General features: G+C 69.2%; 24 protein-coding genes. 4 read left to right on the top strand and 20 right to left on the bottom strand.

What is annotated here, in order from left to right:
* Positions 1–16: 16 nt before the first annotated feature.
* The 10 genes from nusB to VM780_RS07890 form a co-directional block, all read right to left on the bottom strand.
* Complete coding sequence (gene nusB, locus VM780_RS07935; protein WP_325446724.1) at positions 17–481, bottom strand: transcription antitermination factor NusB; 465 nt, start codon at positions 479–481, stop codon at positions 17–19.
* Positions 482–484: 3 nt separating this feature from the next.
* Positions 485–967 (bottom strand): 6,7-dimethyl-8-ribityllumazine synthase, encoded by a 483-nt coding sequence (gene ribH, locus VM780_RS07930; RefSeq protein ID WP_325446723.1) that lies wholly within the window; start codon positions 965–967, stop codon positions 485–487.
* 30 nt (positions 968–997) lie between these two features.
* Complete coding sequence (locus VM780_RS07925; protein WP_325446722.1) at positions 998–1,612, bottom strand: riboflavin synthase; 615 nt, start codon at positions 1,610–1,612, stop codon at positions 998–1,000.
* 32 nt (positions 1,613–1,644) lie between these two features.
* Positions 1,645–2,730, bottom strand: coding sequence for a bifunctional diaminohydroxyphosphoribosylaminopyrimidine deaminase/5-amino-6-(5-phosphoribosylamino)uracil reductase RibD (gene ribD / locus VM780_RS07920; RefSeq protein ID WP_325446760.1), 1,086 nt, complete (start codon positions 2,728–2,730; stop codon positions 1,645–1,647).
* 68 nt (positions 2,731–2,798) lie between these two features.
* Complete coding sequence (nrdR, locus tag VM780_RS07915) at positions 2,799–3,275, bottom strand: transcriptional regulator NrdR (RefSeq protein ID WP_325446721.1); 477 nt, start codon at positions 3,273–3,275, stop codon at positions 2,799–2,801.
* A 25-nt stretch (positions 3,276–3,300) separates the two neighbouring features.
* Positions 3,301–4,608 carry a serine hydroxymethyltransferase gene (glyA, locus tag VM780_RS07910; protein WP_325446720.1) on the bottom strand — a complete coding sequence of 436 codons (1,308 nt, stop codon included), beginning with the start codon at positions 4,606–4,608 and terminating at the stop codon, positions 3,301–3,303.
* Between the two features lie 193 nt (positions 4,609–4,801).
* Entirely contained in the window at positions 4,802–5,020 is a 219-nt protein-coding gene (locus tag VM780_RS07905; protein ID WP_325446719.1) for a DUF6898 family protein, read from the bottom strand.
* Complete coding sequence (locus tag VM780_RS07900; protein ID WP_325446718.1) at positions 5,017–6,303, bottom strand: L,D-transpeptidase family protein; 1,287 nt, start codon at positions 6,301–6,303, stop codon at positions 5,017–5,019. Before VM780_RS07900 ends, VM780_RS07905 begins: the two co-directional genes overlap by 4 nt.
* Before the next feature lie 325 nt (positions 6,304–6,628).
* Complete coding sequence (gene ldtR / locus VM780_RS07895; protein ID WP_325446717.1) at positions 6,629–7,141, bottom strand: transcriptional regulator LdtR; 513 nt, start codon at positions 7,139–7,141, stop codon at positions 6,629–6,631.
* Positions 7,142–7,409: 268 nt separating this feature from the next.
* Entirely contained in the window at positions 7,410–7,859 is a 450-nt protein-coding gene (locus VM780_RS07890) for a DUF6163 family protein (protein WP_325446716.1), read from the bottom strand.
* A gap of 218 nt (positions 7,860–8,077) precedes the next feature.
* On the opposite strand from VM780_RS07890, the gene hemB reads away from it, so the two are divergent.
* A complete protein-coding gene (gene hemB / locus VM780_RS07885; RefSeq protein ID WP_325446715.1) occupies positions 8,078–9,124 on the top strand; it encodes a porphobilinogen synthase in 1,047 nt (348 codons plus the stop codon).
* Between the two features lie 16 nt (positions 9,125–9,140).
* On the opposite strand, the gene arsH is transcribed toward hemB, so the two are convergent.
* From arsH to VM780_RS07855, 6 genes are all read right to left on the bottom strand, one after another.
* Entirely contained in the window at positions 9,141–9,851 is a 711-nt protein-coding gene (gene arsH / locus VM780_RS07880) for an arsenical resistance protein ArsH (protein ID WP_325446714.1), read from the bottom strand.
* Positions 9,848–10,264, bottom strand: a complete 417-nt coding sequence (gene arsC / locus VM780_RS07875) for an arsenate reductase (glutaredoxin) (protein ID WP_325446713.1) — start codon at positions 10,262–10,264, stop codon at positions 9,848–9,850. Before arsC ends, arsH begins: the two co-directional genes overlap by 4 nt.
* Before the next feature lie 10 nt (positions 10,265–10,274).
* The gene (arsB, locus tag VM780_RS07870; protein WP_325446712.1) at positions 10,275–11,330 is read right to left on the bottom strand and encodes an ACR3 family arsenite efflux transporter; all 1,056 of its coding nucleotides are present in this window, start codon (positions 11,328–11,330) and stop codon (positions 10,275–10,277) included.
* Between the two features lie 12 nt (positions 11,331–11,342).
* Positions 11,343–11,855: an arsenate reductase ArsC gene (locus VM780_RS07865; protein WP_325446711.1), complete on the bottom strand. Its 513-nt coding sequence runs from the start codon at positions 11,853–11,855 to the stop codon at positions 11,343–11,345.
* Positions 11,845–12,252 (bottom strand): metalloregulator ArsR/SmtB family transcription factor, encoded by a 408-nt coding sequence (locus VM780_RS07860; RefSeq protein WP_325446710.1) that lies wholly within the window; start codon positions 12,250–12,252, stop codon positions 11,845–11,847. Before VM780_RS07860 ends, VM780_RS07865 begins: the two co-directional genes overlap by 11 nt.
* An 82-nt stretch (positions 12,253–12,334) precedes the next feature.
* Positions 12,335–13,615, bottom strand: a complete 1,281-nt coding sequence (locus tag VM780_RS07855) for an MFS transporter (RefSeq protein WP_325446709.1) — start codon at positions 13,613–13,615, stop codon at positions 12,335–12,337.
* Positions 13,616–13,716: 101 nt separating this feature from the next.
* Between VM780_RS07855 and VM780_RS07850 the strand changes: the two genes are divergently transcribed.
* Positions 13,717–15,585, top strand: coding sequence for an ABC-F family ATP-binding cassette domain-containing protein (locus VM780_RS07850; protein WP_325446708.1), 1,869 nt, complete (start codon positions 13,717–13,719; stop codon positions 15,583–15,585).
* Complete coding sequence (locus tag VM780_RS07845) at positions 15,582–16,814, top strand: YeeE/YedE thiosulfate transporter family protein (protein WP_325446707.1); 1,233 nt, start codon at positions 15,582–15,584, stop codon at positions 16,812–16,814. The genes VM780_RS07850 and VM780_RS07845 overlap by 4 nt, the downstream gene beginning before the upstream one ends.
* Here VM780_RS07845 and VM780_RS07840 read toward each other — a convergent pair.
* Genes VM780_RS07840 through VM780_RS07825 form a run of 4 tightly spaced genes read right to left on the bottom strand, consistent with a single transcriptional unit; the run spans position 16,811 to position 20,812 of the window.
* Positions 16,811–18,355 (bottom strand): S10 family peptidase, encoded by a 1,545-nt coding sequence (locus tag VM780_RS07840; protein ID WP_325446706.1) that lies wholly within the window; start codon positions 18,353–18,355, stop codon positions 16,811–16,813. The two genes, VM780_RS07845 and VM780_RS07840, sit on opposite strands and share 4 nt — an antisense overlap.
* Before the next feature lie 25 nt (positions 18,356–18,380).
* Positions 18,381–18,824, bottom strand: coding sequence for a DNA polymerase III subunit chi (locus VM780_RS07835; RefSeq protein WP_325446705.1), 444 nt, complete (start codon positions 18,822–18,824; stop codon positions 18,381–18,383).
* Between the two features lie 16 nt (positions 18,825–18,840).
* Positions 18,841–19,281, bottom strand: a complete 441-nt coding sequence (locus VM780_RS07830; RefSeq protein ID WP_414652803.1) for a GNAT family acetyltransferase — start codon at positions 19,279–19,281, stop codon at positions 18,841–18,843.
* A gap of 7 nt (positions 19,282–19,288) precedes the next feature.
* Positions 19,289–20,812, bottom strand: coding sequence for a leucyl aminopeptidase (locus VM780_RS07825; RefSeq protein ID WP_325446703.1), 1,524 nt, complete (start codon positions 20,810–20,812; stop codon positions 19,289–19,291).
* Positions 20,813–21,355: 543 nt separating this feature from the next.
* Here VM780_RS07825 and VM780_RS07820 point away from each other — a divergent pair.
* The gene (locus VM780_RS07820; protein ID WP_325446702.1) at positions 21,356–23,896 is read left to right on the top strand and encodes an LPS-assembly protein LptD; all 2,541 of its coding nucleotides are present in this window, start codon (positions 21,356–21,358) and stop codon (positions 23,894–23,896) included.
* Positions 23,897–23,954 lie beyond the last annotated feature (58 nt).

Genomic DNA, 23,954 nt, shown 5'->3' with positions numbered 1-23,954 from the left:
CGTCGAAAAATCCGCCTCAGCCCTGCTTCTCAAAGTCCCCGGCGCGCACAGCGCGGGCGATGGCGTCCAGCACGGCGTTGACCATGCCGGCCTCGTCCCGGTCGAAGAAGGCGTGGGCGATGTCGACATATTCGGTGATGACGACCTTCACGGGCACGTCCTTGCGCTTGCCGAGCTCGAAGGATCCGGCGCGCAGGATGGCGCGCATGATCGCCTCGACGCGCTTCAGCGGCCAGCCGGCCTGCAGCGTCTTGTCGATCAGCGGATCGAGCGCGCGCTGCTCCTTGAGCACGCCCGTCACCAGGTCGCGGAAGAAGGCGGCCTCGGCGGGCTTGTACTCCTCGCCGTCGACCTCCTGTCCGAGCCAGTGCGACTCGAACTGCGCCAGCGTGTCCGGCAGCGGCGTGCCGGCGAGGTCCATCTGGTAGAGCGCCTGCACGGCCGCGAGCCGGGCCGCGGAGCGCTTTTCGCCCTTGGCCAATCCTCAGCCCTCCGCGCGGCGCTTGAGCCGCAGCATGGTAAGCGCAGCCTCCGCGGCGCCGCCGCCCTTGTCCATTTCCGTGACGCGGGCGCGCACCCGCGCCTGGACCTCGTTCTCAACGGTGAGCACGCCATTGCCGAGCGGCATGCGGCGCGCCACCGACAGGTCCAACAAACCGCGCGCGCTTTCGTTCGCGACGGTGTCGTAATGGCTGGTCTCGCCCCGGATCACGCAGCCGAGCGCGACGACGGCGTCATAGGGGTCGCCCTTGGCTTCCGCGGCGTCGAGCAGGATCGCGATGGTGGCCGGCAATTCCAGCGCGCCGGGCACGGTGACGACGTCATAGCGCGCGCCAGCGGCCTCCAGCCGGCCGGTCGCGCCCTTCAGCAGCTCGTCGGCGATAGGCTCGTAGAAACGGGCCTCGACCACCAGCACGCGGCCATGCGTGGGCTCGATCGCGGAGGCGCGGCGCTGCGGCTCGACCATGAAAAAATGCCTTCGATCGTCGGGGAGGCGTCAGTATCCGAGCGCGCTCGCCTCGGCAAGGCGTGCGGCGTAGCGGGCCATCATGTCGACTTCGAGGTTGACCCGGTCGCCGGCCCGCTTTCCGCCCCAGTTGGTCTCCGACAGCGTGTGCGGGATGAGATGGACAGAAAAGCGCGCGCCGTCGACCTCGTTGACGGTCAGTGACGTGCCGTCGAGGCAGATCGACCCTTTGACGGCGATGAAGCGCGCGATGGCGGCCGGCGCCTCAAAGCCGAAGCGGACGGTCTCGCCGAGATCCTCGCGCGTCAGAATATCGGCGACGCCGTCGACATGGCCGAGCACCAGATGACCGCCGAGCTCGTCGCCCATCTTGAGGGCGCGCTCGAGATTGACGCGGCCGCCCTCGATCCAGCCGCCGACCGTGGTGAGCGCAAGCGTCTCCGGGCCGGCCTCGACCGCGAACGCTGCGCCGCGCGGGCCGGGCTCGACCGCGACCACCGTCAGGCACACGCCGTCGCAGGCGATCGAGGCGCCGAGCGCGATGCCGGCGGGATCATAGGCGCAGGAGATCACGAAGCGCGTGACCGCCTCGGCCTCGCGCCGCGCCACGATCTCTCCGACGTCGCTGACGATTCCGGTGAACATGCGTCGCTTCCTTCAGGGGACCGCGGTGTCGGTCACGCCCGTTCGTATCTGGCCCAAAGATCCTCGCCCACGGCCGAGCGGCAGCCGGCCGCAAAGCGCGGCGAGGCGGTGAGATCGGAAAGCGCGCTGCCTTCCAGCGCGTCGACTGCGCCAGAGCCCAGCGTCCCCGGGCCGGTGACGATCGTCGCCTCGTCGATCAGGTCGGCCGCGAGCAGCGCCGATGCGACGGCCGGGCCGCCCTCGACCATCAGGCGGGTCACGCCGCGCAAGGCGAGCAGCCGGAGCGCTTCGGGGAGCGCGCAGCGACCACCGGCGGCGGCGACCCGCATGACCTCCACGCCCGCGGCGCGCAGCGCCTGTTCGCGGTCGACGGGCGCGTCTTCCGTTCCGATGATCCAGGTCGGGGTCTCGCGCGCGGTGGCGACCAGACGCGCGGCAGGCGGCGTCCGTAGCTGGGAGTCCAGCACCACCCGGATCGGTGAGCGCGCGGCCATCCCGGGAAGCCGGCAGGTCAGCGCCGGATCGTCGGCCAAAACAGTGCCGACGCCGATCAGGATCGCGTCCGCTTCGGCGCGCATCAGGTGGACCCGCGCCCGCGAGGCCTCGCCGCTGATCGCGACCGGCTTGCGGCCCGCCGCCGCGACCTTGCCGTCGCGCGAGACGGCGAGCTTCAGCGCGACATGCGGGCGGCCGAGCGTCACGCGCGCGATGTGGCCGGCGTTGAGCCGGGCGGCTTCGGCGCGGCCGACGCCGAGCGTCACCGCAAGCCCCGCCTCGCGCAGGCGCGCTACGCCGCGGCCGCTGACGCGCGGGTCCGGATCCATGGCGGCCGCGACAACGCGCGCCACGCCGGCCTCAATCACCGCGTCGGCGCAGGGCGGCGTCACGCCGTGATGGCTACAGGGCTCGAGCGTGACATAGAGCGTCGCGCCGCGCGCGGCTGCGCCGGCGCGCTCGAGCGCGATGCGTTCGGCGTGCGGACGACCGCCGCGACCGGTCCAGCCTCGCCCCAGCACGCGCCCGCCCGTCGGGTCGGGCGCGACCAGCACGGCGCCGACCGGCGGGTTCGGGGCCGTTGCGCCGAGGCCGCGCCGCCCCAGCCCGAGCGCGACCGACATCCAGCGCCGATCGATCGCGGCCTGCTCCGGCCGCAGCGCCGGGCGCTCGTCGGCCACAGCGTCCAGCCTCACGACGCCGCCGCGGGCTTCGGCTCGTCGCCCGCAAGCTCCCCGAGCAGCGTCTCGAAGTCCTTGGCTTCCCGGAAATTCTTGTAGACGGAGGCGAACCGCACATAGGCGACGTCGTCGAGCGCCTTGAGGCCCTCCATCACCAGCCGCCCGATGGTCTCGGCCTGCACCTCGGTCTCGCCGCTGCTTTCGAGCTGGCGGACGATGCCTGACACCATGGTCTCGACGCGCTCCGGATCGACCGGCCGCTTGCGCAACGCGATCGTGACGGAGCGGTGCAGCTTGTCGCGGTCGAATGGCACGCGCCGGCCGGACCGCTTCACGACCACGAGCTCGCGCAACTGCACGCGCTCAAAGGTCGTGAAGCGTTGGCCGCAGGCGCCGCACACCCGCCTTCGGCGGATGGCGGCGCCGTCTTCGGTCGGACGGGAGTCCTTGACCTGGCTGTCAGGCGCGCCGCAGTGCGGACAACGCATTCAGGGAACTCCCGCTGGCGTCAAATCACGCCGCGTAGATGGGGAACCGCTCGACGAGGTTCGAGACCTGCTTGCGGACCTTGGCCTCGACCTCGGCGTCTTCTTCGACGCCCTTCGCCGAGAGCGCGTCAAGCACCTCGGAGATCAGGTCGCCGATCTCCTGGAACTCCTTCACGCCGAAGCCGCGGGTGGTGCCCGCCGGGGTGCCGAGGCGGATGCCGGAGGTCACCATCGGCTTCTCCGGGTCGTACGGGATGCCGTTCTTGTTGCAGGTGATGTGGGCGCGGCCGAGCGCGATCTCCGAGACCTTGCCGGTCAGCTTCTTCGGCCGCAGGTCGACCAGCATCAGATGCGTGTCGGTGCCGCCGGAGACGATGTCGAAGCCATGCCCCTTGAGGTTCTCGGCGAGCGCCTTGGCGTTGGCGATGACGTTCTGGATGTAGACCTTGTAGTCCGGCTTCAGCGCCTCGCCGAAGGCGACCGCCTTCGCCGCGATGACGTGCATCAGCGGGCCGCCCTGCAGGCCGGGGAACACGGCCGAGTTGAACTTCTTGGCGAGCGCCTCGTCATTGGTGAGGATCATGCCGCCGCGCGGACCGCGAAGGGTCTTGTGGGTGGTCGTGGTCGCGACGTGGCAATGATCGAGCGGGTTCGGGTGCTGGCCGCCGGCGACCAGGCCCGCGAAATGCGCCATGTCGACCATGAAGAACGCGCCGACTTCGTCCGCGACCTTGCGGAACGCCGCGAAGTCGATCTGGCGCGGATAGGCCGAGCCGCCGGCGATGATCACCTTCGGCTTGTGCTCGCGGGCGAGCTTGGCGACCTCGTCCATATCGATCCGCTGGTCTTCCTTGCGGACGTTGTAGTTCACGGCGTTGAACCACTTGCCCGACATCGCCGCCTTGGCGCCGTGCGTCAGGTGGCCGCCGGCCGCAAGATCAAGACCGAGGAAGGTGTCGCCCGGCTGCATGAGGGCGAAGAACACCGCGGTGTTCGCCTGCGCGCCCGAATGGGGCTGCACGTTCGCGAACTGGCAGTTGAAGAGCTTCTTGGCGCGATCGATCGCGAGCTGCTCGGCGACGTCGACGAACTGGCAGCCGCCATAGTAGCGCCGGCCCGGATAGCCTTCGGCGTACTTGTTGGTCAGCACGGAGCCCTGCGCCTCGAGCACGGCGCGCGACACGATGTTCTCGGAGGCGATCAGCTCGATCTCGTCGCGCTGGCGGCCGAGCTCGGACTTCACGGCGTCGGCGAGCTCCGGATCGACCTCGGCGAGGCTCGCCTGAAAGAAGCGCGTCTCCGCCGCCTGCGCCTGACCTTCGGTGATGGACATGTCGGTTTTCTCCCTGAGGGTCGCACGACGCTTGCGCGGCCACGCCGACCTGAATTCCCCAGCCGCGACGCGGTTTTCCCGCAGGGCGCGTCGCGACGCTCTCGACGCCTCGCCTACCATATGTTGCGAAGCCGAGGAAAGCGCGCCGCCCGGTGTCGGCGCCTTCGCGGGACGCGACCTTGGGAGAAGACGCTTACCCTCTGGCGAGGCGCAGCCTGAGCTTACGCAGGGCGACGGCCTTCAGATGGGCCTCGCTCGCCGCCGCAGGACCGACCACCACGACCTCGACGCCGGTCGCGGCGTCGATCGCCGCGCAGCGCGTGGCGTTTCCGCGGACGATGAACTCGAACAGCACCTCGCCCGGCGTCGCGACGTCCCGGTGAACCGGGCCGCCGCCGGGCGCGCGACTCACTGGCCGGTCGCAGCCGAGGCCCCGCCGCCCGCCATGGCGAGCTCGCCGGTGCCGTCCATGCCGTAGATGTCCTCGCGGAACTGGACCGAGCCGTCGGCCGCGCCCCAGCCCGAAATGTAGCGCCAGTAGACCGGAACGTTCGGATTCACCTGCACGTCGATCCGCTCGCCCGATTTGATCGCCGCCGCGATCGCGCGGCGGTCCCATTTCGGGTCGTTCTTGAGCAGCCAGGCGACCAGCTCCTTGACGTTCTGGACGCGCATGCAGCCCGACGACTGGAACCGGTCATTGCCGCCGAACAGGTTCTTGGACGGCGTGTCGTGCATGTAGACGCCGTATTTGTTCGCCATGTTGAGCCGGACGGTGCCGAGCGAATTGGTCTCGCCCGGGTCCTCGCGAAACATGTAGTTGGTGGCCTCGTCCGAGAACCAGTTGACCTGCTCGGGCTGCAGCTCGTTGCGCGCCTGATCGTAGATCCGGATGTGGTTCTTGGTGAGGTATTGCGGGTCCTTCTGCATGTGCGGGATGAGGTCCTTCTTCACGATCGAAGCCGGGACCGTCCAGTACGGGTTGAAGTTGACCTGCAGGATCTTCGCGTCGAGCACCGGCGAGGCGCGGTCGACCTTGCCGGCGACGGTGGTGTAGCGGGCGACGACCTGGTCGCCCTCCACCGCTTCCGCCTCAGCGGCCGGGATGTTGGCCATCACGTAGCGGTCGCCGAGATTGCCGTTCGACATGGTGCGGATGCGCACCAGATTGGTCTGCAGCTGCCGGAGCCGCGTCTCGGCCGGGATGTTGAGCGAGGTCATGGTGTCGTCGCCGACGACGCCGACCGGGATCAGGCCGTGACGGGCCTGGAAGCGGCGCACCGCGCCTTCGACATAGCTGTCGAAGGTCGAGGACATCGAAAGGTTCGGGTCGAGGTCGCCGCTCGCCATCAGGCGCTGACGGAGCGCCACGACACGCTCGCCCTGCGAGCCAAGCTTGAGGCGCGGCCCGTTCGGCACCTGGGCCCAGCCGCCGCGGCTGACGATCGCGTTGTAATCCTCGATGGCGCGCTCGGTCGCCTGCGCCGTCTGCGGGCTGAGCGTCGGAATCCGCGAGGCGGAGGTGCGGGTGGCGGCGCCGCCGGCGGACGCGTCGAAACGGTCCTTCCACTCCGCCTGCCCGAACAGCTCCTGAGCCGCCGCCGGACCGGCGATCACGCCCGCCGCAGCCGCCCCTAGGCCGAACCGAAGCGCCTGGCGGCGCGTCGCCGCGATCATCGAAGGCCGTTCCGTCACGATTCCAAGCTCCCGCAATCTCGCCGCCAGCTTAGGCCCGGCCAAACCTGACGCGAGGCTGTCAGACCGTGGTTAACGAAACCCGACCCGACGCTCTCCGCCCTACCCGGCCCTCATCGGGCCGACAGGGTCGCAGATTCCGCAAGACGATCAGGACGGCGCTGGCCCCGAATACCTCCTCCGAAAGGCCATCGGTTTGAGGCGGAACAATGTCGAAGGCGGCGGCCGTCGGCTTGCGCAAGCGATCGTGTTCGGCGCGTCGCGGGCGCGTCAAACAAAAAAGGCGCCGCGGGCGCGGCGCCTTCAGAAGGGGTCGGGCCGCAGCTCAGAGGCGGAAGCGGATCTGGTCGGTCCAGAAGCGCTCGAGACGGACCAGCGCGACGTTGAGCGTCTTGAAGTCCTCGGCGTTGACGCCGCCCACCTGCTCGATCGTGCGGACATGCTTGGCGTAGAGCTGGTCGACGATGTCGTGGATCTCGCGGCCGCGCTCCGTCAGGCTGATGCGCACGGAGCGGCGGTCCATCCGCGAGCGCTGATGGTGCAGGAAGCCCATCTCGACGAGCTTCTTGAGATTGTAGGAGACGTTCGAGCCGAGATAGTAGCCGCGGGTGCGCAGTTCGCCGGCGGTCAGCTCGGCGTCGCCGATGTTATAGAGCAGCAGCGCCTGAACGCTGTTGATGTCGGAGCGGCCGCGGCGGTCGAACTCATCCTTGATGACGTCAAGCAGACGGCGGTGAAGCCGCTCCACCAGGGTCAGAGCCTCGAGGTAAAGCGGGCGGACTTCCGACTGGCGAGGATCTGCGGCTTCGGGCTCAACCCGGCGGGCGACGTTCTTCATGGCTGACGCCTTCCTGTATTCTCAATCATCTTGAGGCATCGACACAGTCACGCGCCTCGTTGATCAGGAAGATAGGATTGCGCCTGTGAAAATGCGCTTAAATGGCGTGATGAAATTTGTATTTATTTCTTAGACTGAACAAAGGGTTGTCGGCCTAAGTCAACAGGACCTTACCCGCTCGTTCGTGAATCGATCTTCATTTTTCCTTCAAATGCCTGAACAATTGAAAATGGTTACTGGAAAGTAGCCTGGCCGGTTGGCGGGAGGCTCAGGAGACCTCGCGGCGCGCGCGCATCGAGAGGTAGATGTAGGCCCCGATCAGGGCGAGGGAGACCAGCGCGGCGAACCAGCGTCCGGGCGCCGCCGAAGCCGCCGTCGCAGCCCAGAGGAGCTGGCCGAGCGCCGCCAGCAGCCAAATCACCACGCCCCAGGAGGTGGCGAGCCATAGCCCGACCGCCGCCACCGGATCGGCGGCGACGAAGAACGTGCAGGCGACGAACCAGGAGACGCGCGCGCCTTCGAGCGGGTTCGGCGAGCCGCCGGAGCCGATCAGCAGCCCCCAGAAGACCAGCCCCTTCACGAGTTCGAAGACCGCGACCCCGCGCAGGAACATCACGAGTCGCCAGCTCCAGGGCCGCGCCACACGGTCGGCCTGGAGGTGAGAATCCCTCAGCGAAATGCCGGGCAGTCCGGCCTCGTCGTCTGCGCCGGCCGTCATGCCGCCTCCCGAAACTCCGGCCGCGTCGGAGGTCGCGGCCGCGCGCCAATCTCGGCGACTCCGTCGCCTGGCGCAACGCGCCTGCCCTGCGCGTGGCGGGCGCCGCTTCTGCGCCCCGCCCCTGTCTGCCGGCCCTGCGCGGTGCTATGTCCCCGCCATCGGACCAGGCCGCCGGCGGATGACGGACGGCGATGCGCCCCAGTCGGGAGGCCGCAACTATGCATGAGACGATCGGCAAGCGCCGCGCTGGCGGCGAGGCTCCGCGCCCCGCGGACGGGACGCTCGACCTGCCCACCCGGTTGCGCCGCAACCGCCGCGCCGACTGGTCACGCCGCCTGACCCGCGAAAACACGCTGACGGTCGACGACCTGATCTGGCCGATCTTCCTGATCGACGGCGAGAAACGCCGCGAACCCGTCGCCGCCATGCCGGGCGTCGACCGCCTGACCGTCGACGAGGCGGTCCGGGACGTCGAGCAGGCGGCCGCGCTTGGCATTCCGGCGATCGCGCTGTTCCCCTACACCGATCCGTCGCGGCGCGACCCGGAGGGCACGGAGGCGGAGAACTCGGGCAATCTGGTGTGCCGGGCGCTGCGCGCGTTGAAGGCCGCGGTTCCGAATATCGGGCTGATCACCGACGTGGCGCTCGACCCCTATACGAGCCACGGCCATGACGGGCTGATGGAGGGCGAGCGCATCCTGAACGACGCCACCGTCGCGGCGCTGGCGCGCCAATCGCTCGCTCAGGCGGAGGCCGGCGCCGACGTCATCGCCCCGTCGGACATGATGGACGGCCGGGTCGGCGCGATCCGCGCCGCGCTCGACGATTCCGGCTTCGCGGACGTGCAGATCATGTCCTACGCGGCCAAATATGCCTCGGCCTTCTACGGCCCGTTCCGCGACGCCATCGGCACCAGGAAGGCGCTCATCGGGGACAAGAAGACCTATCAGATGGATCCGGCGAACGGCGACGAGGCGCTCCGCGAGGCGGAGCTCGACGTGCTCGAAGGCGCCGACATGCTGATGGTGAAGCCGGGCCTGCCCTATCTCGACATCGTGTGGCGCCTCAAGGAGCGCTTCAGGATGCCGACCTACGCCTATCAGGTGTCAGGCGAATACGCGATGATCCGGGGGGCCGCCGAGCGCGGCTGGATCGACGGCGACCTCGCAATGTTCGAAAGCCTGATGGCTTTCAAGCGCGCCGGGGCCGACGGCGTCCTGACCTATTTCGCCCCGGAAGTCGCGCGGCGGCTGAAGGCCGGCTGAGGCGCCCGCCGCCGGCTCAGATCGCGCGCTTCAGCGCCACCCGCGCCTCGAGCGCCGCGGCGCTCTCCTTGCGCTCGCTGTAGCGGTCGGTGAGATGCTCTGAGACGTCGCGGGTGAGCCAGGTGAACTTCACCAGCTCCTCCATCACGTCAACCACGCGGTCGTAATAGGCCGACGGCTTCATCCGGCCGTCCTCGCCGAACTCCTGGAAGGCTTTCGCGACCGAGGACTGGTTGGGGATCGTCAGCATCCGCATCCAGCGGCCGAGCACGCGCATCTGGTTGACGGCGTTGAACGACTGCGAGCCGCCCGAGACCTGCATCACCGCCAGCACCCTCCCCTGGGTCGGCCGCACCGAGCCGACCGCGAGCGGGATCCAGTCGATCTGCGACTTCATCACGCCCGTCATGGCGCCGTGGCGCTCGGGACTCGTCCAGACCTGCGCCTCCGACCAGAGCGACAGCTCGCGCAGCTCGGAGACCTTCGGATGATCGGCCGGCGCGTCGTCCGGCAGCGGCAGGCCGGCGGGGTCGAACACCCGGGTCTCGCAGCCGAAGCGCTTCAGAAGACGCTCGGCCTCGAGCGTCAGCAGCCGGCTGTAGGAGACCGGCCGCAGCGAGCCATAGAGCAGCAGCACGCGCGGCGGATGGGGCGAGCGCGGGCCGTGCAGCCGCGAAAGATCGATCGGGCGGAAACAGTCTTCGTCGAGGTTCGGCAGGTCGGTCACGCAGATTTTCCCTTCACGACCTCACCGTCCTCCTTGGTGAAGTCGCCCGTCAGCGGCTCGGGCAGGATCTCCAGCACCACCTCGGAGGGCCGGCAGAGCCGCACGCCGCGCGAGGTGAACACGAAAGGCCGGTTGATCAGGACCGGATGCTTGAGCATCGCGTCGAGGATCTGATCCTCCGTCACGCCGGGGTCGCCGAGCCCGAGCTCGGCGAAGGGCGTCCCCTTCTCAAGCGCCGCCTGGCGCGGCGTCAGGCCGGCGTCCGCGACCGCCCTGGCGAGTTCATCGCGCGACGGCGGCGTTTTCAGATACTCGACCACGACGGGCTCGATGCCGGCCGCCCGGATCATCGCCAGGGCGTTGCGCGACGTGCCGCAGGCGGGGTTGTGCCAGATGGTGGCGGAACCGGACATCTCAGCCTCCTCAGCTCGTCGTTTCGGGGGCGACCGCGCGAACCCCGCGGGCCTCATACCAGGGCTTCGAACGGTTCACGATCCACACCACCGACAGCATCACCGGCACCTCGATCAGCACGCCGACCACAGTCGCGAGCGCCGCGCCGGACTTGAAGCCGAACAGGCTGATTGCGGCCGCGACCGCGAGCTCGAAAAAGTTCGAGGCGCCGATCAGCGCGGAGGGACCCGCGACGCAGTGTGCCTCGCCGCTCGCCCGGTTCAGCAGATAGGCGAGCCCGGCGTTGAAATAGACCTGGATCAGGATCGGAACCGCAAGCAGCCCGATCACCAGCGGTTGCGCGACGATCTGCTCGCCCTGGAAGGCGAACAGCAGGACGAGCGTCGCGAGCAGCGCGACGAGCGACGCCGGCTGCAGCCGGGCGAGCAGCCGGTCTAGCGCCGGCCGGCCGCCGGAACCCAGCACGCTTCGCCGCAGGAGCTGCGCCGCCGCGACCGGAACCACGATGTAGAGCCCGACCGACAGCACCAGCGTGTCCCACGGCACGGCGATCGCCGACAGGCCGAGCAGCAGGCCGACGATCGGCGCGAAGGCCACGATCATGATCGCGTCGTTGACTGCGACCTGGCTGAGCGTGAACAGCGGGTCGCCCCGCGTCAGGTTCGACCACACGAACACCATCGCGGTGCAGGGGGCGGCCGCGAGCAGGATCAGGCCGGCGACGTAGCTGTCGATCTGCTCGGCCGGCAGCCACGGCCGGAACAGCCAGCCGATGAACAGCCAGCCGAGCAGCGCCATCGAGAAGGGCTTGATCGCCCAGTTGACGAACAGCGTCACCGACACGCCGCGCCAGTGAGAGGCGACCTCGCGCAGCGCCGCAAAGTCCACCTTCACCAGCATGGGCACGATCATCAGCCAGATCAGCAGCGCGACGGGCAGGTTGACGCGCGCGACCTCGATCGCGCCGATCGCCTGGAACAGGCCGGGCGCGGCGTAGCCGAGCGCGACCCCGACCACGATGCACAGCGCCACCCATAGGGTGAGCCAGCGTTCGAACAGCGACATGTCTCTCGCTCGTCAGGCGGCGGAAGGGTGGTTCTTGCCGATCTCGGTCAGGCGGCGCTGCAGCGAGAGCTTGTCGATCGACTTCAGCGGCAGGCTCGTGAAGATCGAGATGCGATTGGTGAGCATCCTGAGCGTCTCGGCGAAGGCGAGCGCCTTCTGGGCGTCCGTTCCCTCCACCGCCGCCGGATCCGGCATGCCCCAATGCGCAGACATCGGCTGGCCGGGCCAGAACGGGCACTGCTCGCCCGCCGCGTCGTCGCAGACCGTGAACACGAAATCGAGCGCCGGCGCGCCCGGCCTCGCGAACTCGTTCCAGGACTTCGAGCGCAGCTGCGAGACGTCGAAGTTCATGCGCCGGAGGAGATCGAGCGCGAAAGGGTTCACCTCGCCGCGCGGATGGCTGCCGGCCGAGTACGCGTTGAACCGTTCGCCGCCGTGTCGGTTCATCACGCATTCGGCGATGATCGAGCGGGCGGAGTTGCCGGTGCACAGAAACAGCACGTTGTAGGGACGCTCAAGCGACATCGCAGGTCTCCTTGGCCGGGGCGCCGTCCCGCTCGCATCGGCAGCGGTCGGCAAGCGCGTCGAAAACAGGCGCGCAGACCTCCGGGCGGCCGTTGCAGCAGTCCTCGAGCAGATAGTTCACGAGGCCGCGCATGCCGTCGAAGTCGGCGCGATAGAGGATCGAGCGGCCCTCCCGGACGCCGACGATCAGGCCGGCGCGGGAAAGGATCGCGAGATGAGTCGACAGCGTGTTCTGCCGGCAGCCCAGCGCCTGCGCGAGGACGCCGGCCGCGACCGGCTCGGGACCCATCGCGACAAGACGCCGGAAAATCCTGAGGCGCGTCGACTGCCCGAGCGCAGACAGAGCGTCGAGCGCGACGGCTTCGCGCGCTTCCTGGGACGTTGGGGACAGCGGCATCTCGACTCGACCTCCACGGCCAAAATATCGATAGTTCGGCGTTTGTCGATATATTTCGATGACCTCGGACCGGGGTCGGGGGCTAGAGCGCTCCGACGCGGGTCTCCGGCAGCCTCAGCACCACCGGCAACACGCAGAGCGCCACCACGCTGATCATCACGCCGGGCGCCATCGGCCAGCCGGCGCGCTCCGTCAGGATCTGCGCGACAAAGGGCGCGACGCCGCCGAACAGCGCGGTCGCGGTGGTGGCGCCGAGCGCGAGCCCCGACAGGCGGCCCTCCCCGGGAAACAGCTCCGCGGTCACCACCGCGCCGAGCGCGCTGACGCCGCCGGCCACGCAGGCGAGCGCCACCGCGCCGAGCAGCGCCGCAGCCGCCGAACCGCTCGTCATCAGCGCGAACATCGCGACCGGCAGCGTCGCCCCGGCGAGGGCGAAGCCGGTCAGCACGGGCTTTCTGCCGAACCGGTCTGACAGCGCGCCCGCGGCCGGCGTCACCAGGATCACCGCGAAGGCTGCGGCGGTCGAGAGCCAGAGCGCATGGCCTTCGGCGAACACGCCGGTCGAGGTCAGATAGGCCGGCACATAGGTGATGCCGACATAATAGGTGACGGAGCCGAGCGCCGAGATTGCGAAGCCGCGCAGCACGCCCCGATGGTGATGCCGCAGCGCGTGGCGCAGCGGCCTCTCGGGGGCGCTTCCGGCGTCGCGCTGGCGTTCGAAATCCGGCGATTCCTGCATCGCCGCGCGGGCGATCCAGACGCCGAGCGCCAGCGCCGCGCCGAACACGAAGGGGATGCGCCAGCCCCAGGAGTCGAGCGCCGCCGGGCTCAGCCAATGCACCGTCGCGGCGGAGGCCGCGACCGCGAGCAACGCTCCGATCTCGCTCGCCGCCGAGGCCGAGGAGGCGACGAGCCCGCGCCGCTCCGGCCGCGCGCCCTCGAGCAGATAGGCCACCACGCCGACATACTCGCCGCCGACCGCAAAGCTCATCAGGCAGCGAAGCGCAAGCAGCATCCAGCCTGCCGCAGGACCCACGGCGGCGTAGGTCGGCAGCATGGCGGTCATGAGCATCGCGCCCGTCATGACGCCGACCGAGAGCAGCATCGAGCGCCTGCGCCCGAAGCGGTCGCCGATATGGCCGAAGGCGATCGCGCCGAACGGGCGCAGCAGATAGGCCACCGCAAAGGCCGCAAGCGTCGCGGCGAGTGAGCCCGCGCCCGGGCCCAGGAACACGCGCGACAGCACGGTCGCGAAATAGAGATAGAGCGTGAAGTCGTACCACTCGACCACGGTCGACACGGTGGCGATGACGGTCGAGGCGCGGGAGACGGGAGGACGCGGCGCGCCCGGGTCGGTGATCATCCCGCCGTCTTGGGGCTGTGGCGGCCAAGTTCAACGCGCGCACCGGCCCCGCGCCTGCGCCTCTTGCGGCGCAGCAAGGCACGCGGCACAAGAGGCGCGCCATGCTTCACGCCAACGACCTCACCTGCCGCGTCGCCGGACGCGTGCTGATCGATCATGCGACCGCCGCGCTGCCGGACGGCGCCCGCGTCGGCGTGGTCGGCCGGAACGGCACCGGCAAGACCACGCTGTTCAAGCTGATCGCCGGCGACCTGCACCCGGACGACGGTTCGGTCTCGATCCCCAAGGGGACGCGCATCGGCCGCGTCGCGCAGGAGGCGCCCTCCGGACCGGAGGCGCTGATCGACGTGGTGCTCGCGGCCGACCTCGAGCGCGCCGCCCTGCTCAAGGAGCAGGAGACCGCGACCGATCCGCACCGCATCTCCGACATCGTCACCCGGCTGATCGACATCGACGCCTATGAGGCGCCGTCGCGCGCCGCCAAGATCCTCTCCGGCCTCGGCTTCGACGAGGCGGCGCAGCAGCGGCCCTGCTCGGATTTTTCCGGCGGCTGGCGGATGCGCGTCGCGCTTGCGGCGGTGCTGTTCTCCGAGCCCGACCTGCTGCTGCTCGACGAGCCCACGAACCATCTCGACCTCGAAGGCACGCTCTGGCTGCAGGACTATCTGGCCAAATATCCGCGCACGGTGCTGGTCATCAGCCATGACCGCGACCTGCTGAACGCCTCGGTCGACCACATCCTGCACTTCGACAACGGCAAGCTGACCGTGTGGAAGGGCAATTACGACGCGTTCGACCGGATGCGGCGCGAGAAGCTCGCGCTCGACCAGAAGGCCGCCAAGGCGCAGGCCGAGGAGCGCGCCCGGCTCGAGGCGTTCATCGCGCGCTTCAAGGCCAAGGCCTCGAAGGCCACGCAGGCGCAGTCGCGCGTCAAGCGGCTCGCCAAGATGCAGCCGATCTCGGCGGTCATCGAGCGCAGCGTCGTGCCGTTCCGGATTCCGGAGCCCGAGCGGGAGCTCGCGCCGCCATTGATCGCGCTCGACGGCGTCTCGGTCGGCTATGGCGATCACACGATCCTGCACAAGCTGTCGCTGCGCATCGACCCCGACGACCGCATCGCGCTGCTCGGCGCCAATGGCAACGGCAAGTCGACCTTCGCCAAGCTGCTCGCCGGCCGCCTGCAGGCGAGCTCCGGCCGGGTCAACAAGTCGGAGAAGATCCTCGTCGGGTTCTTCGCCCAGCACCAGGTCGAGGACCTCAACATCGAGGCCACGCCCTACGATCACATCCGCGCCCGCATGCCGGCCGCGAACGAGGCCCAGGTGCGGGCCAAGGTCGCGCAGATCGGCTTCACGGGCGACCGCGCGAACACGGTCGTCGGCAAGATGTCGGGCGGCGAGAAGGCGCGCCTGGCTTTCGGGCTCGCGGTGTTCGAGGGGCCGCACCTGCTGATCCTCGACGAGCCGACCAACCATCTCGACATCGACAGCCGCGAGAGCCTCGCTCAGGCGCTGAACGAGTTCTCCGGGGCCGTCATCCTGGTCAGCCATGACCGCCATCTGCTCGACGCCACCGCCGACCGGCTGTGGCTGGTCGCGGACGGCGACGTGCAGGCCTTCGACGGCGACCTCGACGACTACCGCCGGTTCATCCTCTCGGCCGAGGGCTCGGGGCGCGCCTCCAAGAAGCCCGGCGGCGGCACCGGCAAGTCGGCGGAGGCCGCGGCGAAGCGGACCGACCCCGGAACGCTGAAGAAGAAGATCGCCGCGCTCGAGGAGCTGATGGGCCAGTGCGCGCAGGAGCTCGCGCGCATCGACGGCGAGCTCGCGGCTGGCGCGGGCTTCCCGTCGAAGCCGCAGAAGGCGGCCGAGCTCGGCCGCAAGCGCGACGAGGTCGCCCGTGCGCTGGCCGAGGCGGAAGAGACCTGGCTCGCCGCAAGCGCCGACTATGAGGAGGCGGCCGCGGCGTGACGCGGCCGCTTCTCCCGAAGCACCTTTCGGTCCCCCGGCCGCGCGCGGCCGGACTTGTGATCCTCGCGGTGCTGGTCGCGACCGCCGCCCTTGCATTTCACGACGGCGGCCTGCTGCCGCGCGCCTGGGCGCTCGCCGCCGGGATCGTGTTCGGGATCGCCCTGCAGCGCGGCGAGCTGTCGCTGGTGCGCGCCTGGCGCGACCTTCTGATACTCGGCGATTCCGGCCAGCTGCTCGGCTTTCTGGCGGCGCTCGCCGTCGCCGCGAGCCTGACGCTCGGCGGACTCGCGCTCGCCGGCCATGCGGCGCCGCCTGAGGCCGCGCGGATCGGGCCGGTCAGTTGGCTGCTGCCGGTCGCGGGCCTCGTGTTCGGCGTCGGCGCGGTAATCGCGCGCGGCGGGGTGATGGTCCACATGCGGCGGCTGAGCGAGGGCTCGCTGGTCGCCGCGCCGGCGCTGCTGGCGATCTTCGTCGGCTTCATCGCGGGGCTCGCGACCTGGCCATGGGCCTACCGGACCGCGATCGCGTCCGCGCCATCGCCCTGGCTACCGGACATTTTCGGGCTGGCGCCGACGCTCGCCCTCGAGATCGCCGCGCTCGGCCTCTGCGCGGCGGCGCTGTGGCGTTGGCGACCGCGCCGCGACGCGCCGGGCCGGACGCTCGCGGTTCGCGTGCTGGTCGAGCCATGGCCAGGCGCCGCGGCTGGCGCGGTTCTCGGCGGCCTCGTCGCGGCGAGCTATGCGGTCGGCGAACCGCTCGGCCTCATCGGCGAATGCGCCGCTACGGCGCGCTGGGTCGGCGCCGGTCTCGGCCTCCTGCCGGACGCGCTGCCGGGACTCGACGACGGGATCGCCGGTTTTGAACTGCCGCCCGCAGGCTTTGGTCTGACCGGCGACGTGCTCGTGCTGTTCGGCTTCCTGGCGGGAGCCTTTGCGGCGGCGCTCGCCTCCGGCCGGTTCGCGCCGGCGACGGCGACCTTTCGCGACGTCGTCGAGATGGTCGCGGGAGGGCTACTGGTCGGCTGGGGCGCGATGACGGCGCTCGGCGGCCTCACGGGCGAAGCGGTCGCGGGCGTCGCGGTCGGCGCGGCCTCCGGCTGGTGCTTCTTCGTCTTCGCCTCGCTCGGCGTCGCGCTGGCGCTGCAGTTCGACCGGCGCGCGCCCGTCACCCATCCTGAGCCGGCGACCGAAGCGCCGCCGGAGGACGCGCCCGATCCGTTCGCGCCCTAGCGCGCCGTCGCCTCGTAGAGCGCCCGCACGTCCTTCTCGAACGCCGCGCGCGAGGCGTCCCGCGTGTAGAACATGTGGCCGCCCGGATAGACCTTCAGCGCCACCCGCTCCGGATCTCCGAAGGCCGGAAGCTGGTCGAGGACCATCTTGGATTCCATGTAGGGCGTAACGAGGTCGGTCGAGCCATGCGCGACCAGCACCCGAAGCTTGGGGTCGAGCGCGAGCGCCTCGCGCAGCGCGCCGACGGACTCCGCGGGACGCTGCCGGTCGCCCCAGCGCCACTTGCCGCTGACCTCCCCGTTCAGCAGTTCGTAGCGCCGGTCGACCCGATAGCCCATTTCGCGACCGTAGAAGTCGACCGCCGCGCGCGTGAGAGGAGCGCGCGAGGCGTCGAGAATGGCGTCTTCGAAATTACCCTCCGCCTCATACGGGCTTGGATCGAAAGCCGTAACGTTGGCGTCGTAGAGCGAGCCCACCCGGCCCTTGTCGCGGCCGAGCTCGCGCACGAACGCCTGGATGTCGACCCGGCCGCCGAGACGTCTCACGAAGTTCGGATCGAGGCCGGTGAGCTGCGAGACCTGCGTCACGATCCGCTCGACCGCCTCCTTGTCGCGTGGCCCGCGCATCAGGTCGGAGAGGAATTGCCCTGTCGCATAGCTCTCGACGTCGGAGAGGTCGGCGCGGGTCACCGGCGCTTTGCGCTCGCGCGCCGTGGCCGCCATCGAGGGCAGCGCGTTGACCCAGGGGATTGGCGAGGTCTGCTCAGCCTGCCTGATGCCGAAGTCGAGCACCGGCGAAATGGCGATCAGGCCGCGGACGCCGACGCCCTCCTTCGTCTGCAGCGCCCGGGCGATGCGCGGCGCGCGGAACCCGCCATAGCTTTCGCCGGCGAGGTAGACCGGCGACATCAGCCGGTTCTTGGCCGCAAGGTGCTTGGCGACCACCCGCGACAGCGCGTCGATGTCGCCGTCGACGGACCAGAAGTTCTTCTGCGCCTCGTCTGAGCCAAGCGCGCGGCTGTAGCCGGTTCCGACCGGATCGACGAAGACGAGGTCGGTGAAGGCGAGCCAGCTCTCGGCATTGTCGGTAAGCGCCGGCGGATCGGACGGCCCGTTGCCCTCATTGCCGAACGGCAGGCGCTTGGGGCCGATCGCCCCGAAATTCAGATAGGCGGAGGCCGCGCCCGGCCCGCCGTTGAACGCGTAGGTGATCGGCCGCGTGGCGGGATTCTCGCGGATCAGCGTGTAGCTCGTGACCACCACCTCGGCGAGCCGCTCGCCCTTCGGATCGCTGAGCGGCACCGCCTCGACGCTCGCCGTATAGGCCAGCGTATCGCCGCCGACGACGGCGTTCTGTTTGGAGGTGACGTCGGCCGGCAGGCCGCCGGGCTTCGGCTCCGGGATGGGCCACGGGCTGTCGTCGGCGCGCAGCGGAGACGCAACCGAGAGGGAGACGAGAAGCGCCGCGGCGGCGGCCCGAATGAGCGCAGGGGTCATGGCGCGGAAGGTGGAGCGCGAGCGTTCGCAAACGAGGGACTTCACGAGCTTGTCGACTCCGAGTTTGCGATCAGGCCTCGCGCTTCCACCGGCCATCCTCGCTTTGCCGCCAATAGGTCACCTCATGGCCGGCCGATTTCAGCGCCCGCCACTGCGCCCGCGTGGCGTCGAGCGCCTCGGGATCGTGGCCATCGAACAGGATCAGCGCGCGGGCGTAAGACGCGAGGTCCGGCGGCTGCGCGCCGTCGACCAGCACTCGGACATGAGCGTCGTTCGGGTTGAGCTCGGTGGTGGTGAGCCAGATGGTCTCCTCCGCCCCCTCGCCGTCTGCGGCGTGCGGCAGGAAACCGTCGTCCGAATAGGTCCAGAGCGCGTCGTCGAGCGCGGAGACGCGCTCCGGCGCGGAAGCCTGCACCACGACCTTCCAACTCCGCTCCAGGCACTTCTCGAGCAGCGCCGGAAGCGCCTTTTCGAGCGGTTGGCTGGTCAGCTGGTAGAACAGGACTTCGGTCACGCCCTACCCCTCGGCCTCACGCGATGACCTTCTGGAAGCAGGCCGCCTCAACGTCGCGATAGCCCAGGGCCTCATAGAACCCTCGCGCCGCGGCGTTGTCGCCTCGGACCAGCAACTGCAGCTTCCACACGCCACGAGCAGCGAGCCAGCGCTCCGCAGCCTCCATCATGGCGCGGCCGAAGCCTCTCCCCTGATGTTCCGGATCGACAGCCAGATAATAGACCCAGCCGCGATGGCCGTCCTCGCCGACCATCACGGTCGCCGCGACGGCCGTCAGGCAGGCGACCAGCACCGTCGAGTAGGGTCTCGAGCGGGCGAAGGCGAGGTCGCGCGACGGATCGTTCCAAGGACGTGCGACGCCCGCGGCGTTCCAGACGGAGATCACGCCGTCGACGTCGCGGTCCTCCATCTCCCGGATCAGGAGGTCCGGCGGCGAACCCGCGTGGACCGGCCGCAGGTTCACCTCACCCCTCGTAGAAGTCGCTCACCAGGCGGTCGAGCAGGCGCACGCCCCAGCCGGAGCCCCAGCTCTTGTTGATGTCGGTCGCCGGCGAGCTCATGCCGGTGCCGGCGATGTCGAGATGCGCCCAGGGCGTGCCGTTGACGTGGCGCTTGAGGAACTGCGCCGCGGTGATCGAGCCGCCATGGCGGCCGCCGGTGTTCTTCATGTCGGCGAACCGCGAGTCGATGAGCTTGTCGTATTCCGGGCCCAGCGGCATGCGCCACACGGTCTCCCCCGTCGCCTTGCCGGCCTTGGAGATGTTCTCCGACAGCGCGTCATCGTTCGAGAACAGGCCGGCATGGTCGACGCCGAGCGCGATCAGGATGGCGCCCGTCAGCGTCGCGAGATCGATCATGAACTTCGGCTTGAAGCGGTCCTGGACGTACCAGAGCACGTCGCCGAGCACGAGGCGGCCTTCCGCGTCGGTGTTGATCACCTCGATGGTCTGGCCCGACAGCGAGGTCAGGATGTCGCCCGGGCGGTAGGCGTTCCCGTCCGGCATGTTCTCGACCACGCCGATCGCGCCGACGACATTCGCCTTCGCCTTGCGGGACGCGAGCGCGTGCATCAGGCCGACCACGCAGGCCGCGCCCGCCATGTCGCCCTTCATGTCCTCCATGTTGGCGCCCGGTTTGATGGAGATGCCGCCGGTGTCGAAGATCACGCCCTTGCCGATGAAGGCGACCGGCTGCTCGTCCTTGTCCCTGGCGCCGTTCCAGCGCATCACGACGACGCGGCTTTCCTGCTCGGAGCCTTGGCCGACCGCGAGCAACGCGCCGAAGCCCGCCTTCCTGAGCGCCTTCTCGTCGAGCACCTCGACCTCGACCCCGAGGGCCTCGAGCTCCTGGGCGCGCCTGGCGAACTCCTTCGGGGTCAGCACGTTCGGCGGCTCGTTAACGAGCGTGCGGGCGATCTCGACGCCCTCCGCGAGGCCTTCCTTGGCCTTCCAGGCTTTCTTGGCCGCAGCGTCATCGGCCACCGCCAGGGTGACTTTGGCGATCGGCTGCGGCTCGTCGTCCTTCTTCTTCGTCTTGTAGGTCTCGAACACATAGCTGCGCAGCCGCAGTCCGACCCCGATCTCGGCGGTCGCCGCAAGGTCCGGGGCGACCGCGCCGGCCCCTTCGACCATCACCACCACGCTGTCGGCGGTCGCGGGTAGCTTGCCGCGGATCTGGCCGCCGAGCTTCACCCAGTCGGTCGGCTCCTTGCCGTCGCCGAGCCCGACGACGATCAGCCGATCGACGTCGGCAAGCGCCGGCGCAAGGATTTCGAAGCTCTGGCCGGCCTTGCCCTTGAAGCGCTCGGCGGACGCCGCTCGCGCGAGCGCCGCCTCGATGGGCGCGACGAACGCGGCGGTCGACGCTCCGAACGCGAGTTCCGGCGCAGCGAAGATGACGACCACGCCTGCGGGTTTCGCATCGAGCTTCTGGAACCCGATCTTGAGCGGCGTGGCGTTCTGCGTCGTCGGCTCGGAATGCTTGGACATCAGGACTCGCTCCTGCGGGAGGGGATCGGCGCCGCGGTCGTGGCTGGGAAGAACGCGGACGTAAGGGTGTTTCCTCTATACGACACGTCCGTCACGTTCCAGCGCTCGGCCGAGGCCGCAGGCTGGAACGACCTTGCATTGAACGCTGCGCGGCCCTCAAGCTGTCGCAGGGGAAGCGCTTCGCGGTCGGCCAGGCCACCGCGCGTGTCATCGGGTCAGCATGAGACTGGTGGGTCCGGACAGAACGAAGCTCGAAACGGGCTCCGGGAAACGGCTGTCCGGCTTCGAATCGACGATCGGCCGCGGCGGCCCGGCGGCCGCCGGGCCGCGCGTGCGGGCCGCGCACGGCTCTGATTGCAGCGGCGCGGCCGCGGCCGGCGAATTCGAGTGGCGCATGGGCGGGCTTCGTGCTTTATCTCGCCACCGAGTTCGCTGGCGTATCGGGGGCGGCCGGACTCGTTTGTTCGGCGTCCGCCGTCATTCTGTTTACCGCCCTCTTCTCGCGCCGAGCGACGCGGCGCCCCAGATGACGAGGGAGGACGGATGACGCTCGCGCCGCGCGCCGCCTCCCGTCGGTCAGGCGCCGTTCTCGCCGCCCTCTTGCTCGCATCCACCGCGATCGCTCTCGCGACGGGCCGCGCGTTTGCGCAGGGCGTGCAGTCCAGCAACGAGCTCATCCCGCCCCAGCCGCGCGACGCGGACAAGAAGCACGGCTCGAAACTGTTCTCCTCGAAGGCCGAACCCGTCGTCGCGGGCGCCAACGGCAAGAAGAGCGGCGGCCTCGGCCAGCGCGATCCGAACGCGCGCATGCTGATGGAGGCCAAGGAGCTCGTCTACGATTACGACAAGGAGATCGTGACGGCGGTCGGCGGCGTCGACATCTATTATGACGGGCGCGCCCTGCAGGCGGACCGCGTCGCCTACGACCAGAAGCAGAACCGCGTCCACGCCTTCGGCCACGTCAAGTTCACGGAGCGCAACGGCGACGTCGCCTATGGCGACACGATGGACGTCACCGACGACTTCAAGGACGGCTTCGTGACGCCGCTGAGAGTCGAGACCACTGACCGCACGCATTTCGCCGCCGCCAAGGGGCGCCGCGAGAACGGCAACCTGATGGTGTTCGACCGCGGCGTCTACACCGCCTGCGAGCCGTGCCGGAACAATCCCGAAAAGCCGCCGCTGTGGCAAATCCGCGCCAAGCGGATCATCTGGCGGCAGGACGAGCAGACCATCTACTACGACGACGCGACCTTCGAGCTGTTCGGCAAGCCGATCGCCTGGCTGCCCTATTTCTCGAGCCCCGATCCAACGGTGAAGCGCAAGTCCGGGGTGCTGGGGCCGAACCTGACGCGGTCGAGCCGAGTCGGCTACGGAATCGAGGTTCCGTACTTCTGGGTGCTGTCGCCCGAGTCCGACCTCACGCTCAGCGCGATGGCGACCTCCAAGCAGGGCGTCATGCTGAAGGGCGAGTACCGCCAGCAGCTGATGGACGGCTCCTATTCGATCCGCGCGGCCGGCATCCACCAGCTCAACTCGGACAAGTTCAACGGCAAGGTCCCGGCCGGGATGACCGACGCCGGCCTAAGCGTCGGGCCGGGCGACAAGGACAACCGCTGGGCGTTCCAGACCAAGGGCTCGTTCGACATCAACGAGAAGTGGTCCTGGGGCTGGGACATCAACGCGCTGTCGGACAAATGGGTGCGCGGCGACTACGACCTGTGGGGCTCGCGCACCGACGCCACCTCCACGCTTTTCCTGAAGGGCCAGGGCGACCGCAGCTGGTTCGAGATCCGCGGCTACAAATTCTACGGGCTCACGCGTTACGACCAGCAGGATCGCCTGCCCTGGGTCGCGCCGGTGCTCGACTACAACTACACCTTCGAAAATCCGGTGGCGGGCGGCGAGCTGTCCTTCGACATCAACGCCACCAACCTCTACCGCGAGGACAGCGACTACGCGCGCTACCTCAAGCGGACTCAGCCGCGCACCGACAACGCGCTGGTCGGCGCGGCCGGGACCTACAGCCGGATCTCGGGCGACATGGAGTGGCGCCGCCGCTTCATCGATCCGATCGGCCAGGTCTGGACGCCGTTCGCCTTTGTGCGCGGCGACCTGATCTACACGAAGCCCGACTACGACTCGAGCATGCCTGCCTTCCTGGATCATGAGCAGGACGTGCTGCTGCGCGGCATGGTCGGCGTCGGTATGGAGTACCGCTACCCGTTCATCGCCGTGAGCTCGTTCGGCACGCACCAGATCGAGCCGATCGCGCAGGTGATCTTCCGCCCGAACGAGAGCAAGGTCGGCAAGCTCCCGAACGAAGACGCGCAGAGCCTGCTGTTTGACGACACGACGCTGTTCTCGTGGAACAAGTTCTCCGGCTACGACCGGATCGAGGGCGGCAGCCGGGCGAATGTCGGCGGTCAGTACACCCTGACGACCAACTCCGGCGCGAGCGTCAGCATGCTGGTCGGCCAGTCCTTCGCGCTGTTCGGCAAGAACTCCTTCAACGAGCTCGACCCGACTCAGATCGGGCCGGGCTCCGGCCTCAACACCCGTCGCTCCGACTATGTCGGCGGCCTCACCATCGTTCCGAACGAACATTTTGGGCTTGCGACCCATATCCGGCTCGACGAGGACAGCTTCGCCTTCCGCAGCGCCGAGGTCGAAGGCCGCGCGACGTTCGAGCGGGTTCAGGCCAACCTGGTCTACGGCCGTTACGAACAGGCGCCGCTGCAGGGTTATGATGAAATCCGCGAAGGCGTGCTCGGCGGCGCCCGCGTCTTCCTCACGCAGGATTTCTACGTCGAGGCGGGCGCGCGCTACAATTTCGACCGCGACGCGTTCGACCGGACGCAGCTCGGCTTCGGGCTGAACGACATCAGCCAGTGCCTGTCCTTCGGCTTCAGCTACATCCGGCAGGTGGACAACACGGCAGATTCGATCAGGCTCTCGCAGGTCGACAACAAGTTCCTGGTGAAGCTGGACTTCCGGACCCTCGGCAAAGTCGGGCTTTCGACCAGCAGCAAGTCCAACGTCGAGCCCGACATGTTCGGCTCGCAGGCGTCCTTCGCTCCCTGACGGCGCCGCGTCAGCGCGCGCAAAAATCTGCGAGGCGCGCGTCATCAGGCGCTTCCCA

Origin of the sequence: Hansschlegelia sp., from assembly GCF_035538955.1 — a bacterium.
Taxonomy (GTDB): Bacteria; Pseudomonadota; Alphaproteobacteria; order Rhizobiales; family Methylopilaceae; genus Methylopila.
This window is presented reverse-complemented; position numbering and strand designations above follow the sequence as displayed.

Coding starts and splice junctions, on each gene's coding strand:
- VM780_RS07890 (WP_325446716.1), bottom strand. CDS start 7,859: ATGACGGCCGGCGCAGACGACGAGGCCGGACTGCCCGGCATTTCGCTG.
- hemB (WP_325446715.1), top strand. CDS start 8,078: ATGCATGAGACGATCGGCAAGCGCCGCGCTGGCGGCGAGGCTCCGCGC.
- VM780_RS07825 (WP_325446703.1), bottom strand. CDS start 20,812: ATGTCCAAGCATTCCGAGCCGACGACGCAGAACGCCACGCCGCTCAAG.
- ribD (WP_325446760.1), bottom strand. CDS start 2,730: ATGTCGGTCGCGCTCGGGCTGGGGCGGCGCGGCCTCGGCGCAACGGCC.
- VM780_RS07865 (WP_325446711.1), bottom strand. CDS start 11,855: ATGTCGCTTGAGCGTCCCTACAACGTGCTGTTTCTGTGCACCGGCAAC.
- VM780_RS07820 (WP_325446702.1), top strand. CDS start 21,356: ATGACGCTCGCGCCGCGCGCCGCCTCCCGTCGGTCAGGCGCCGTTCTC.
- VM780_RS07855 (WP_325446709.1), bottom strand. CDS start 13,615: ATGATCACCGACCCGGGCGCGCCGCGTCCTCCCGTCTCCCGCGCCTCG.
- arsC (WP_325446713.1), bottom strand. CDS start 10,264: ATGTCCGGTTCCGCCACCATCTGGCACAACCCCGCCTGCGGCACGTCG.
- VM780_RS07860 (WP_325446710.1), bottom strand. CDS start 12,252: ATGCCGCTGTCCCCAACGTCCCAGGAAGCGCGCGAAGCCGTCGCGCTC.
- VM780_RS07850 (WP_325446708.1), top strand. CDS start 13,717: ATGCTTCACGCCAACGACCTCACCTGCCGCGTCGCCGGACGCGTGCTG.
- nrdR (WP_325446721.1), bottom strand. CDS start 3,275: ATGCGTTGTCCGCACTGCGGCGCGCCTGACAGCCAGGTCAAGGACTCC.
- glyA (WP_325446720.1), bottom strand. CDS start 4,608: ATGTCCATCACCGAAGGTCAGGCGCAGGCGGCGGAGACGCGCTTCTTT.
- ribH (WP_325446723.1), bottom strand. CDS start 967: ATGGTCGAGCCGCAGCGCCGCGCCTCCGCGATCGAGCCCACGCATGGC.
- ldtR (WP_325446717.1), bottom strand. CDS start 7,141: ATGAAGAACGTCGCCCGCCGGGTTGAGCCCGAAGCCGCAGATCCTCGC.
- VM780_RS07925 (WP_325446722.1), bottom strand. CDS start 1,612: ATGTTCACCGGAATCGTCAGCGACGTCGGAGAGATCGTGGCGCGGCGC.
- arsB (WP_325446712.1), bottom strand. CDS start 11,330: ATGTCGCTGTTCGAACGCTGGCTCACCCTATGGGTGGCGCTGTGCATC.